The sequence below is a fragment of the Paraburkholderia sp. MM6662-R1 genome, assembly GCF_050436245.1.
GTDB classification, from domain to species: Bacteria; Pseudomonadota; Gammaproteobacteria; order Burkholderiales; family Burkholderiaceae; genus Paraburkholderia; species Paraburkholderia tuberum.
This window is the reverse complement of record NZ_JBNDLV010000001.1, coordinates 344,659-357,267: the sequence shown is the minus strand read 5'-3', so window position 1 is coordinate 357,267 and position 12,609 is coordinate 344,659. Positions and strand designations below refer to the sequence as shown.

12 protein-coding genes are annotated in these 12,609 nt (G+C 62.7%); 2 read left to right on the top strand and 10 right to left on the bottom strand.

Annotated features, from left to right (window positions below; translation table 11 throughout):
• Positions 1-12: 12 nt before the first annotated feature.
• The 5 genes from hisD to OKW39_RS01575 form a co-directional block, all read right to left on the bottom strand.
• Positions 13-1,326 carry a histidinol dehydrogenase gene (hisD, locus tag OKW39_RS01595; protein ID WP_090805781.1) on the bottom strand — a complete coding sequence of 438 codons (1,314 nt, stop codon included), beginning with the start codon at positions 1,324-1,326 and terminating at the stop codon, positions 13-15.
• Between the two features lie 100 nt (positions 1,327-1,426).
• The gene (locus OKW39_RS01590; RefSeq protein ID WP_090804983.1) at positions 1,427-2,485 is read right to left on the bottom strand and encodes an ABC transporter substrate-binding protein; all 1,059 of its coding nucleotides are present in this window, start codon (positions 2,483-2,485) and stop codon (positions 1,427-1,429) included.
• Positions 2,486-2,550: 65 nt separating this feature from the next.
• Positions 2,551-3,357 carry an ABC transporter ATP-binding protein gene (locus OKW39_RS01585; RefSeq protein WP_018422900.1) on the bottom strand — a complete coding sequence of 269 codons (807 nt, stop codon included), beginning with the start codon at positions 3,355-3,357 and terminating at the stop codon, positions 2,551-2,553.
• Between the two features lie 39 nt (positions 3,358-3,396).
• Positions 3,397-4,284 (bottom strand): ABC transporter permease, encoded by an 888-nt coding sequence (locus tag OKW39_RS01580; RefSeq protein WP_429561895.1) that lies wholly within the window; start codon positions 4,282-4,284, stop codon positions 3,397-3,399.
• Positions 4,285-4,302: 18 nt separating this feature from the next.
• Entirely contained in the window at positions 4,303-5,085 is a 783-nt protein-coding gene (locus OKW39_RS01575; protein ID WP_429336548.1) for an ABC transporter permease, read from the bottom strand.
• Between the two features lie 198 nt (positions 5,086-5,283).
• Between OKW39_RS01575 and OKW39_RS01570 the strand changes: the two genes are divergently transcribed.
• Entirely contained in the window at positions 5,284-6,330 is a 1,047-nt protein-coding gene (locus OKW39_RS01570) for a LacI family DNA-binding transcriptional regulator (protein WP_429405879.1), read from the top strand.
• A gap of 33 nt (positions 6,331-6,363) precedes the next feature.
• Here the strand turns inward: OKW39_RS01570 and OKW39_RS01565 are convergent, their stop codons facing one another.
• From OKW39_RS01565 to OKW39_RS01545, 5 genes are all read right to left on the bottom strand, one after another.
• Positions 6,364-7,365 (bottom strand): Ldh family oxidoreductase, encoded by a 1,002-nt coding sequence (locus tag OKW39_RS01565; protein ID WP_429561894.1) that lies wholly within the window; start codon positions 7,363-7,365, stop codon positions 6,364-6,366.
• Positions 7,362-8,363: a hydroxyacid dehydrogenase gene (locus OKW39_RS01560; protein ID WP_429561893.1), complete on the bottom strand. Its 1,002-nt coding sequence runs from the start codon at positions 8,361-8,363 to the stop codon at positions 7,362-7,364. Before OKW39_RS01560 ends, OKW39_RS01565 begins: the two co-directional genes overlap by 4 nt.
• Complete coding sequence (gene dctA / locus OKW39_RS01555; protein WP_429561892.1) at positions 8,360-9,694, bottom strand: C4-dicarboxylate transporter DctA; 1,335 nt, start codon at positions 9,692-9,694, stop codon at positions 8,360-8,362. The genes OKW39_RS01560 and dctA overlap by 4 nt, the downstream gene beginning before the upstream one ends.
• Positions 9,695-9,925: 231 nt before the next feature.
• The gene (locus OKW39_RS01550) at positions 9,926-11,101 is read right to left on the bottom strand and encodes a UxaA family hydrolase (RefSeq protein ID WP_018422893.1); all 1,176 of its coding nucleotides are present in this window, start codon (positions 11,099-11,101) and stop codon (positions 9,926-9,928) included.
• 83 nt (positions 11,102-11,184) lie between these two features.
• Positions 11,185-11,454, bottom strand: coding sequence for a UxaA family hydrolase (locus OKW39_RS01545; RefSeq protein WP_429563437.1), 270 nt, complete (start codon positions 11,452-11,454; stop codon positions 11,185-11,187).
• Positions 11,455-11,708: 254 nt separating this feature from the next.
• Between OKW39_RS01545 and OKW39_RS01540 the strand changes: the two genes are divergently transcribed.
• On the top strand, positions 11,709-12,494 hold the full coding sequence (locus OKW39_RS01540; protein WP_090805784.1) for a GntR family transcriptional regulator: 786 nt from the start codon (positions 11,709-11,711) through the stop codon (positions 12,492-12,494).
• Positions 12,495-12,609: the final 115 nt, after the last annotated feature.

Below are 12,609 nucleotides of genomic sequence, written 5' to 3'. Positions count from 1 at the left end.
TGCCGATGGCGTTCATACCTGTACCGGTTCGCCACGCACGAATGCTTCGTCGGGAAAGTACTTCTGCAAGCGGTCGTCAGCGGTACGGGCGTGGGCTTCCATGCCTTCGAGCCGCGAGATACGCGCCGTCACTTCGCCAATGCGCTTCGCCGCATCGCGCGTCATGCGCTGCCACGTCAGCGTCTTCACGAACTTGTGCACCGAGAGCCCCCCTGAATAGCGCGCTGCGCCCTTGGTGGGCAGAACGTGATTCGGACCGCTCGCCTTGTCGCCGAATGCGACCGTCGTTTCTTCGCCGAGAAAGAGCGAGCCGTAGCACGTCAGATGTTCGAGCCACCAGTCCAGATCGGCAGCCTGCACTTCGAGGTGTTCCGATGCATAGCGGTCAGACACGTCCACCACTTCCTCTCGCGTGTCGCACAGGATCACTTCGCCGTAGTCGCGCCACGCGGCGCCTGCGGCATCGCGTGCGGTCGGCGGCAACGCATCGATGAGTTGCGGAACCCGCTCAATGACCTCGTCGGCGAGCGCCTTCGACGTCGTGAACAACCATGCCGGCGACTCGTGGCCATGCTCGGCCTGGCCGACCAGATCGCTCGCGACCATCGCCGGGTCGGCACTGGCGTCGGCGATCACCGCAACTTCCGACGGCCCCGCGAAGACGTCGATCCCAACCTTGCCAAAGAGCGCGCGCTTCGCCTCCGCGACGAACTTGTTGCCCGGCCCCACCACAACGTCCGCCTGCTTGCCGGTAAAAAGCCCATACGCCATCGACGCAATCGCCTGCACGCCTCCCAGCGTCATCACGACATCGGCGCCTGCCGCCTTGAACGCATACAGCACATACGGATGGATGCCGCCTCCGCGAAACGGGCTCGAACAGGCAATCACCGTCTTCACGCCCGCTGCCTTGGCAGTCGCAACGCCCATGTATGCCGACGCGATATGCGCGTACCTGCCAGCAGGCGCATAACAGCCGACCACGTTGACGGGCACCACTTTTTGCCCTGCCGTCACGCCTGGATACAGTTCGACCGAGAAATCCCCAATCGAGCGCCGCTGTGCGAGCGCGAAGTCGAATACCTGTTGCGCGGCGAAATCGATATCGGCCTTCACGTGCGCGGGCACTTCGAGCGCACGCCGTTCGATCTCATCGGCGCAGACGATGATCGGACCGTCCCAGTTATCGAGTTTCTTCGCATACGCACGCGCGGCGTCTTCGCCATGCGCCTGAATCTGCGCAAGCATTTCACCGACGACCTGTTGCGCCGTCGCGGTCTCGGTTTCCGGCGTCTTGGCTGCTTTCTTCAGGTAAGTCACGCTCATCGCCTTCTCCTTCATCGATGTTAAAAATAATGCAAGCGCTTGCAGCGAGGGGCTTTTAAAAGGCCACACCGTGGCCTTTTTGCGCGATCGCGACCGCGCGTCATTTGCTGCCGTCCATTGCGAACGCCGCGAGTTTAGGGTCGTCCAACACACGCTTCATCGCGCTGTCGTCGATATAGTCTTTTGCTTCGGGGACGGACGCGAGCGCGCCCGATGCATGCATGAACTGCGCGATCTTCGTGAACGAATCGTCGGCCTGCGATGCGCCTTTCGTGCGGTCCATCGCGGCGAGTTGCTGCTTCAGGTCGAAGGTCGGGCGCGTAGCGAATTCCTTGCGCATCGAATCGTCGCTGATGTTGACGCCGCCCTCCTGGTAAAACTTCTTCATCATCGCGACGGCCTGGTCAGGGTGCGCCTTCATCCACGCCCATGCATGCAGATAGACGGCGAGAAACTTTGCCACCTCATCGGGATGCTGCTTCTCGAATTCGCCACGCGTGACGAGCGCGCCGGGCACCGATGCGCCGCCGTCCTTACCGGAGCACAACACGCGCGCGCCCGCCTTCTCTTCGAGCGTGTAGTCATACGGCGCCCACACGCCCGCGTAATCAGCATTGCCCGACGACACAGCGGAAATGATCTCGGCCTGGCCCATGTTCTTGAGCGTCACGTCAGCCTTCGTCAGCCCATACTTTTTCAGGCATGCCTGTACCGCGTAATCACCCGTCGAGTTGGACGTCAACACGATGGTTTGGCCTTTCAGCGACGCCGGATTGCGGCGCACCGCGTCATAACGCGCCTTGCTCGCCATCAGAACGTTGCCCTGCGATTCGTCGTTTGTCAGGCCGATCACCTGAATGCCGAAGCGCTGGTAGCCGAGCACGGCCGGCACGGAACCCGTGCCGCCCACGTCCCAGGATTTCGACGCCGCCGCCGCAATCTGCGGCACGCCGGCGGGAAACACCGAAAACTCGGGCTTCAATCCGACCTCCGCCCACCACCCTTTTTCGGTTGCGACATAGAACGGCAACGCCCAATACAGCGCGGGCTGATAGCTGACCCTGATCGGAGTGAGATCGGCGGACCACACCGTGCCCGGCAACGCCGCACTGCCCGCGCAGAGCAACGCAATGAAAGGGATCGCACGCAGACGTTTCATGTTGGTCTCCTGTTTTATGGGGTATTGCACTCAGCCGTTGGAACCGGTGGCAGTTTTATGCAGCTTCATGCAGCGACACGTTCGACAGCGCCGTGTTCGTCGCGCAACGACTTCCAGATATGCGTGCGCAACCGGACGAACGATTCGAGATCCATCACGTCTTCGATCCGCTTGCACGCGTCCCAGCCATGCTGCTCGCGCACGGACTTCACATCGATCACTTCTTTCACGCGCCCCGGCCGGCCCGTCATCACGACGACGCGATCCGCGAGATACACCGACTCTTCGACCGCGTGCGTGATGAACAGCACCGTGCGCGGATTCACGCGCGTGAGCCGCACCAGTTCTTCCTGCATGACGACCCGGGTTTGGGCATCGAGCGCGCCGAACGGCTCGTCCATCAGCAGCACGCCGGGGTCGAGCGCATACGCGCGCGCGATCGCGACGCGCTGCTGCATGCCGCCCGATAGTTGATGCGGATACGCCTGCTCGTAGCCGCGCAGATTCATCAGCGACAGATAGCGCTCGATCGTTTCGCGTCTTGCGTCGGCGGCCATGCCCTTCGCGCGCAAGCCGAGATCGATGTTGTCCCACACTGTCTTCCATGGGAACAGCGCGAACTGCTGAAAGACGACGGCGCGATCGGGTCCTGGCCGTGTCACCTTGCGGCCCGCCACCGTCACGCTGCCCGACGTCGGAAACTCGAGACCCGCGACCATCCGCAGACACGTCGTCTTGCCACAGCCCGACGGCCCGACGATCGCAACGAATTCCTTGTCGGCGATTTCCAGTTCGACGTGTTCCAGCGCGACGACGCTCGCCTTGTCGCGCCTGAACATGCGGGACACGTCATTGAAACGAATCATGCTCATCGTGCGCTCCGTCACGGTTGAGAGAGTGAAGCCACGGCGCTAATGCCGGGCGACGCGCCGGTTGCGCATCGCGTACGCTTCGATGCGTCCAAGCAGCAGGTCGATTGCCGCGCCCACCATACCGATTGCGATCATCGCGCTCATCACCGTCGCCGTGTCGATTGCCGCTTGTCCCTTGACCATCATGTAGCCAATGCCGCTCGACGCGACGATCAGTTCGGCGCCGACCAGCGACATCCAGCCCAGTCCCGCCGCGACGCGCACACCTGCGATCACCGACGGCAACGCGCCTGGCAGCAGCACTTCGCAGACGATCATCCGGTTCGACGCGCCGAGCATGCGCGCCGCTTCGAGCAGCCTGGCGTCGACCTGCTGCGCACCGCGATAAGCATTGACGACGCACGGCGGAAACGCACCCGCAAAAATGATCAGCACCGGGCCACCGATGCCCGTGCCGAACCACAACGCGGCAAACGGCACCCATGCAATCGGCGCGATGAAACGCACGGTTTCGAACAGCGGCGTCACGCAGTAGTCGAGCCAGCGGAACCAGCCCATCATCAGACCGAGCGGCACGCCCAGCGCGACGGCCAGCAAAAAGCCCATCAGATAGCGCTGCAAGCTCGACCACAGATGCACTTCGAGCGTGTAACCGACAAACGGATGCGTGAGCAGATCGGCAAACTTGTGAACGACTGCAAGCGGCGTCGGTAGAAAGATCGCGGGGACGAGTTCTGCTGCCGATGCCAGCCACCAGATGCCGAAGAATGCGATCAGCCCCGCGGCATTCAGCGTCCAGAGCGGCACGTTGCGTCGAGCCACAGCACGCCCAGGCTCGCTGACCATCTTGCGCTGGCGCAACGTGCGTGCCGCACTGCCGGACTCGCGATCGACGCCGACGGACCTCGATGTCAGGATGCGCGACACCGCGCAGATGACCCGGTTTCATCTGTTCGCTCTCCAAGGCATGAGTTGCCGTTCGATTTGCCCAAGCGCGAGCGTCATCAACCATCCACACAGCGCGACCGTCAGCATCGCAACGACGATCATCGCCGGATAGATGTCGAGCGAGCCTTGCGTCAGCAGATGCCCGAGACCTTTGACCGAACCGATCAGTTCGCCCGCCACGAGCGTCGTCCATGAAGCCTGCAATGACAGGCGCAAGCCTGTGAAAATCATCGGCAGCGCGCCGGGAATCATCACTTCCAGCACGAAGCGCGAACGCCGCAAACCCAGCATCTCGGCGGCTTCGAGCATCGGCACGTCGAGATTGCGCACGCCCGCGAAACTGTTGATCACGCATGGCACGAACGCCGCGAACCAGATCACCATCACCTTCGCGGAGTCGCCGAGTCCAAGCCAGACGATCGCGAGCGGAATCCACGCGAGCGGCGGAATGGGTCGCAACAGCAGAAAGATCGGGTTGAAGAACGCTTGCGCACGCGCCGAGTAGCCCATCCATAGGCCGAGCGGCACGCCCGTCACCGCCGCCGTCGCGAAGCCGTATAGAACGAGCTTCACGCTCTGCACGATGTGCTGGTCGAGACGGCCGTCGGCATAACCGACCGTCACCACCTGGGCAAGCGCCTGCCAGGTATCGAACGGAGTGGGGAATCTCGACGCTGCGACGATGCCTGTGAGAGCCGTCAGCACGTACCACGCGGCGAGCGTTGCTGCGAGCGTACCGATGCTGCACAGGAAGCGCGGTGAACGGAATGCGGGGAACACATTGTCTCCTGCCTGTTCAGCGGGCGTGAAATGCAACGCGCCGCGCAATGAAATGTAACCGCTTGCATTTGAATATAGACGCTATGATCACGGGTCACATCGGGATTTATACCGATTCGAATGATGTTGTACTGTCGTTCGCTTGCAATCGGGCACTACAATCAATTGAGCCTATCCAAACCGGTCTGATCTGCCGCAATGAATACCTTGCCACGCGCCCGTATCAGCGATGTCGCCACACTCGCCGGCGTCTCGACGGCAACTGTGTCGCGCGCTCTCTCCAACCCCGACATGGTGAAAGCGGACACGCGCGCGCGCATCCGTGATGCGATCGCCACGCTGGGATATGTGCCCGACGGCGCGGCGCGCGCGCTTGCGCTGGGCCGTGCGCGAATGGTCGGCGCAATCGTGCCGACGCTCGACAACGCGATCTTCGCGCGTGCGGTGCAAGGCTTGCAAACCACACTGTCGAATTCCGGCTATCAGTTGCTGATCTCCGCGCACGAGTACAACCTGTCCGCGGAAATCGAAGTCGTGCGCGCGCTGCTGGAACGTGCTGTCGACGCAATCGTTCTGGTCGGCACCGACCATGCGCCGCAAACCTATGAACTGATTCGCGCGAGCCACGTCGCGCTGCTGCTGACCTGGTCGCACGCCGAGCGCCCCGGCGCAGCCGGCAGCGGCGACGCAGATACACCGCCGTCGATTGGCTTCGACAACCAGTTGATCGGGCAACTGGCCGCTGAACATCTGCTCGAACTCGGTCATCGCCGCTTCGGCGTGATCTCGGGCTTCACGCGCCATAACGACCGCGCGCGTCAGCGGATCGAAGGCTTCCGGCGAACCCTTGCACAGCACGATATCCGCCTGCCTGATGCGAACATCATCGAACAGCCGTTCGGCTTCGAAGGCGGTCGCGCCGGGCTCAAGCTACTGACGCAATTGCGCCCTGCTCCAAGCGCCATTTTCTGCGGCAATGACGTGCTCGCGCTGGGTTGCCTGTTCGAAGCGCAATCGGCCGGTATCGCCGTGCCGCAGCAGTTATCGATTGTCGGTTGCGACAATCTGCCCATCGTCTCGCAGATCACACCAGGTCTCACTACCGTGCTGTTGCCCACTTACGAACTCGGCGAACGCGTCGCGCGCGCACTGCTGCGCTGGCTCTCGGACGGCGTGCCGCCGCAGCGCGAGTGTCTGCCGATCGAACTGATCGTGCGTGGCACGAGCGGCCCGGCGCCCGCGTGAAGTGCGCCTGGTTCCTTTCGGCGCATTCGCGCATCACGCGACCAAGGTCTGCAACTGTGTGAGCAACGCATCGGGAATCTCGATTCCATCGCGGCTTGCCGCGTCGGCCAACGCATGCCGCCGTTGCCCTGGCAAACGGACATCCGCATCCTGCAACATCGCCGCGACAAGCGCCTCGACCCGTTCTACGTACATCTCATTGCCTGCCAGCGCGCCCGGATCGATGGCCCAGAACAGATGGCCGATCCGCGAGCGTGCCCCCTCCTCGGTCAGGAACGAGCCCGCTTCATAGCCGAAGTTCGCGCCCGCCAGCGCCGCCGCCAGCAGTTCGACCATCAGCGCGAGCATCGCGCCTTTCGCGCCGCCGAACGGCAGCATCATGCCGTCGAGCGCCGCCCTGGCGTCGGTGGTCGGCGTACCGTCGCGGGCGGTCGCCCAGCCGGACGGTATGGGCTTGCCATCGCGCGCCGCAACCATGATCTTGCCGCGCGCCACTTGCGACAGCGACAGGTCGACCATCAATGCGTCGCCATTGCGGCGCGGAAACACGGCGGCAATGGGATTGGTGCCGAATAGCGCATGACGCCCGCCCCACGCGGGCATCGCCGCCGGGGAATTGCTGAACGCAAGGCCCACCATGCCCGCCGCGCCGATCGCCTCCAGGTGATATGCGCCGACGCCGAAATGATGGCTGCGGGTCACGCTCGCCACTGCGCTGCCGTGTTCGCGCGCACGGCCGATCAAGGTCTCGACAGCAAGCGCGCAGGCGGGAAACGCCATGCCATCGGCGGCATCGACGAGCACGGCGGCGTTGCGCGTCGCAACAATGGAGGGCTTCGCCTGCGGATCGACGCGCCCGTTGCGCAACTGCGCGACGTACATCGGCAAACGCGAAACACCGTGCGACGACAACCCGCACGAGTCCGCATACACCAACGCGCGGGCCGTGGCCGTCGCGGTCTCCGGCGTTGCGCCCGCGTTGCGGACGGCGCGCGTCGCAAGTTCTAGCAGTTCGTCGGCTGAGACTCGCGTCATCGTGAAATTCCTTCGGTTACGTGTGAATCACGCTGCGCAAGCAGGGCCTCCGTCACGCGCGCCGCAACGAGCGTGCTGACACGTTCGTTCGACTGCATGGTCAGCCCCGCAATGTGCGGCGTGAGAATGAGGTTTGGTGCGTCGGCCAGCGGGGAACGGGCGGCGAGCGGCTCATCGTTGAAAACGTCGAGCGCCGCGCCGCCAATGCGGCCTTCGCGCAACGCCAAGGCAAGCGCCGCTTCATCGACGATCCCGCCGCGCGACGTGTTGACGATAATCGCGTGGCGCTTCAGCGCCGCGAGTTGCGATGCGCCGAGCAGATTGCGCGTGCTGTCGACGAGCGGCACATGCAGCGTGATCACATCGGCGGCACGCAACGCTTCGTCGATGCTCACGCGGCGCGCGCCGGTCGCGGCCCAGCACGCCGCGTCGGCCGGCTGCAGCGGATCGTAGGCGAGCACCTGCATGCCCAGCGCGCGCGCGAGCTGCGCAACGAGTTGCCCGATGCCGCCGAAGCCGATGACGGCAAGCGTGCTACCCGCCGCTTCGCGGCCATTCGAAAGCGCCGCGCGCGGCCATTTGCCCGCCGCGACCTCCATGCTCGAACGGTATGCACCGCGCAGCAGCATCAGTGCCGTGGCGAGCACGTACTCGGCCACCGCGCGTGCATTCGCACCCGTCGCCGGGAACACCAATACGTTGCGTTGCGCGCATGCGTCCAGATCGATGTTGTCGAGCCCGACGCCCAGACGCCCCACTACGCTCAGACGCGGCGCGGCATCGAGCAGCGCGGCCCTTACCTGCGTGCGATTGCGCACGATCAGCGCGTCGGCATCGGCCAGCAACGCGTTCAACGCAACGGGTTGATCGACGAGCGACGCATCGGCATGCACGTCGAAGTGCTCGCTGAGCGCTGCGACTGCGCAAGCGTCGATGAATTCGCTGATGACGATCTTCTTGCGCGTCGCGCGCGGATTGGTATTCAGGTTCGTGCTCACTTCGAGCGCTCCTGTGCATACGCGGGCGGCGCCATGTCGTTGACATCGCTTGCGTTCGCTTGCGGCTCGCCGCGTTGAACTTCCGGCGGCGCGGCCAGCAGTTTGCGCGCGGCCTGCACATCGAATGCGCCTTCCCAGCGGGCGACGACAATCGTCGCCACCGCATTGCCGATCATGTTCACGATCGCGCGAACCTCGTTGAGCACGCGATCGATACCGAGTATCAGCGTAATGCCCGCAACCGGAATGATGTTGTGCGTCGACAGTGTCGCCGTCAGTGCGACCAGCGCCGCACCCGCCACGCCCGCGCCGCCCTTTGACGTCACCATCAATATCGCCAGCAGCCCGATCTGTTGCAGTAGCGTGAGATGGGTATTGGTGGCCTGCGCGATGAAGAGCGAGGTCATCGTCAGATAGATCGCGGCGCCGTCGAGGTTGAACGAATAGCCCGTCGGCAGCACGAGCCCGACTACCGGCTTCGGACACCCAAGCCGTTCGAGCTTTTCCATCAAACGAGGCAACACCGATTCCGTTGTAGACGTGCCCAATACGATCAGCAGTTCCTCACGCAGATACTTGAGCAGCGGCCACAACCCCACGCCCGCCCAGCGGCAGATCGTGCCCAGCACCAGGGCGATGAAGAGAAAGCTCGTCAGATAGAAGCACACGATCAACAGACCGAGTTGCTGCAACGTCGAAATGCCATATTTTCCGACTGTGAACGCCATCGCGCCGAACGCGCCAAGGGGAGCCAGGCGCATGATCATTTCGACGATCCGCATCAGCGCTTCGCCGCTCTGTTCGATCACGCGCGACAGGAAGCGGCTGCGCCGCGACATGATCGATAGCGCGATGCCGAACAACACCGAGAACAGCAACACCTGCAACAGATCGCCCCGCGCGAACGCGCCCACGACCGAATTCGGCACGATCTCTTCGAGGAAGCTGGTGTTCGACTGCGCGTGAACTTCCGTCACGTAATGGCTGACTGCATGCGTATCGAGCGTCTTCGGATCGATGTTCAGCCCGGAGCCGGGGTGCAGCAGATTGGCGACGACAAGGCCGATGACGAGCGCCACCGTCGTCACCGCTTCGAAGTACACGATGGTTTTGAGGCCGACGCGCCCGACCTGCTTGAGATTCTCCATCCGCGCGATGCCGACGGAGACGGTACAGAAGATCACCAGCGTGATCAGCATCTTGATGAGCCGGATAAAGGTATCACCGAACGGCTTCATCTGGACGCCGAGATCCGGCCAGAAATAACCGACGAGAATGCCTGCCGCAAGTCCGATCAGAACCTGCACGTAAAGATGTTTTAGCACGCGCAAGATGGTGTCTCCTCCACTCGCTGCTGCTGGAAAATGGAACAGCGCCGTGCGGCGCGTGCCGGGCTTCTCGGGCCCGAGACGTCACGCGTGCGCGCGCTGCTGCGAAAACTCCATTGAATACAGGGGATCCGAAGCTGACGCGAAGCTAACTGTCATCGCAGCTGCCTGCGCGATCAGGATTCATGCGCTATGCAGCGAGCGCGGCCCGTCGCGAGGACGGGCCCGGAGAAATTACGCGCTTTCGAACAGGCGCGTCAACACGAACTCGCGGTGGCCCAGCGCTTCCGCCGACGTAAAGCGCCCGTTCGCGGTGCGCAGCATCGATTCCAGCAGCTTGTCGCCAGCCTGATCGAGATTCTGTTCGCGCTGCAAAAGTCCCGACACATCCACGTCGATATGCTCGCTCATCGTGCGCACCGTACGCGGGTTCGCGCAAATCTTGATGACAGGCACGATCGGATTGCCGATCACGTTGCCCTGCCCGGTCGGGAAGAAATGCACGGCAAAGCCCGACGCGGCGCACAGCGTCACCATCTCGGCCGCGGCTGACGACGAATCCATGAACCACAAGCCCGGCCCCGTCGGTTCCTCGGCCTTGTCGAGCACGCCGTCGACTCTGCACTTCTTGCCGATCTTCTGGATATTGCCCAGCGCTTTTTCTTCGATGGTCGTCAGGCCGCCCGCGATGTTGCCTTTGGTCGGCTGCGACTCCGACAGATCGTCGGTCTTCCAGCGGTTGATCATGTCCTGATAGCGGTCGAACATGAACTGGAAGCGCTCGCGCACCTGGTCGTTCGCGCAACGCGCGGCAACGATCTGCTCGCCGCCCGTGAGTTCGGACGTCTCGCCGAAGACGAGCGTCGTGCCCAACCCATAGAGCTTGTCGAACGCATTGCCGACAGTCGGGTTCGCGCCGCAGCCGGACGTGGTATCGGATTCGCCGCACTTCGTGGATACCCACAGGTCCGAAATCGGGCATTCTTCGCGATCGAGCGACGTGGCGTACTGCACCATCTCTTTCGCGGTTTTCGAGGCACGCATGATCGTATCGTGATCGCCATGCAGTTCGATGCCGAAGCCCATCACAGGCTTGCCTGACTTCGCAATGCCGTCTACGACGCGTTTGGTCCAGCCTTCCTCGATCCCGATCACGACCACCGCCGCGACATTCGGGTTGCAGCCGGCGCCGATCAGCGTGCGGAAATGCAGATCGAGGTCGGCGCCGAACTGCAGGCGGCCGTATGGATGCGGTAGCGCCATCGTGCCTTTGATGGCCGTTTCGACGGCCAGCGCGGCGGCGTTCGACAAATCGTCGACGGGCAGGATGATCACATGGTTACGCACGCCGACGCGTCCATTGGAACGGCGAAACCCGCGGAAAGTGGTGTTCTGGTCAATCACGCTCATGGTGGCTCTCTTCGATCTGGCTCTGTTGAGTGGGGAAGCTCGCTCGCAATGTCGATGCGCGAGCTGGTCGATCCTCGCGCCGGTTACCAGCGCTTCGTCTTGATGTTGTGAACATGCGCATGTTCACCCGCGCGGATCGGCGCAACGACCTTGCCGATGTCCACGCCGTACTTGAACACCGTGTCGCCGACCGCCATGTCTTTTAGCGCCACCTTGTGACCGATCGGAATGTTCTGTTTCGCCGAGATCGTCACGAGCTCGTCGTCGTCCATGATCCACGCGTTCAATTGGGCCCCCGCCTTGATGCCTTCGACAACCGCCACACCGACGGTGTCTTTCGCTTCGTGCAGCACGATATGAATCGTTTTGCGGTCTGACGAAGGGCTGGCGGAAGATCCTTCACCGGGTTGTTGCGGTGCACCTGCTGCGGTGTGGCTCATCAGTTGTCTCCAGTCTGTTGGTACGGTTTGGTTCGCCTGCGTGAACCCATCTTAGGCGGCACATTTGCATATGTCAACCAGATCATCTATATGTGTTTGATGAACCGTATGAAGTAGAATCAATTGAAAGACAGCAGCAATGAAGATGCAACGACAGGATGAGAACGATGAATACGTTGACGACGGGTATCAATCTACCGAACGGTGCGGCCGCCACGCCGGCAATCGGCGGCACGCGCTACAAGGAAGTGAAGAATGCGATGCTGGCCGCGCTGGCCGCGCACGAATGGAAGGGCGGCGAAACGATTCCTTCGGAAAAGCGGCTGGCCGAACGCTTCGGCGTATCGATCGGCACGCTGCGCAAGGCAATCGACGAACTGGTGGCCGACAACATTCTGGTGCGCCATCAGGGGCTCGGTACTTTCGTCGCGCAACACCAGCGTGATCGTCATTTCTTCCGCTTCTTCCGCATCGTCCGCCAGGACGGCGACAAGACCTACCCGAGCGTAACGCTCGTGCAGTTCAGGAAGGCCAAGGCTACGCGCGATATCGCGACGCTGCTGAAAGTCGAAACGGGCGCGCGCGTGTTCACGTTCATCAACCGTCTGGCGCTGCATGGCGAAACGGTGATGATCGACAACATCACCGTACCCGAGGCGCGTTTTCCGGGCCTGACGGAAGCCGCGCTGCGCAGCCGGCCGAGCACGCTGTACAACTTCTATCAGGATGCGTTCAACATCAACGTGCTCGGCACCGAGGAACGCGTGCGCGTCGCGGTAGCCAATGAACTCGAAAGCAAGCTGCTGGAAGTGCCGCACGGCACACCGCTTCTTGAAGTGCGGCGCGTCGCGTATTCGTATCATCAGGCGCCCGTCGAAGTGCGGATCTCGCATGCGAACACCGCACGCTACGAATACGTCGGTGCTTCGGCATCGCACGAAGAGCCGCTCTGACAAGGCCAGAAGCCAAGCGCGGTGCGCAGCGCCAAAAGCCGCCGGCCGCGCGCCGCACATGTCACGTTTTCCCGCATTTGCAATCAACAGCACGATCACCTACACTCGCTACTCA

Bases quoted from the DNA above. Each gene is read 5' to 3' on its own strand.
- OKW39_RS01590 (WP_090804983.1), bottom strand. From the start codon at position 2,485: ATGAAACGTCTGCGTGCGATCCCTTTCATTGCGTTGCTCTGCGCGGGC.
- OKW39_RS01550 (WP_018422893.1), bottom strand. From the start codon at position 11,101: ATGAGCGTGATTGACCAGAACACCACTTTCCGCGGGTTTCGCCGTTCC.
- OKW39_RS01540 (WP_090805784.1), top strand. From the start codon at position 11,709: ATGAATACGTTGACGACGGGTATCAATCTACCGAACGGTGCGGCCGCC.
- OKW39_RS01565 (WP_429561894.1), bottom strand. From the start codon at position 7,365: ATGACGCGAGTCTCAGCCGACGAACTGCTAGAACTTGCGACGCGCGCC.
- hisD (WP_090805781.1), bottom strand. From the start codon at position 1,326: ATGAGCGTGACTTACCTGAAGAAAGCAGCCAAGACGCCGGAAACCGAG.
- OKW39_RS01585 (WP_018422900.1), bottom strand. From the start codon at position 3,357: ATGAGCATGATTCGTTTCAATGACGTGTCCCGCATGTTCAGGCGCGAC.
- OKW39_RS01570 (WP_429405879.1), top strand. From the start codon at position 5,284: ATGAATACCTTGCCACGCGCCCGTATCAGCGATGTCGCCACACTCGCC.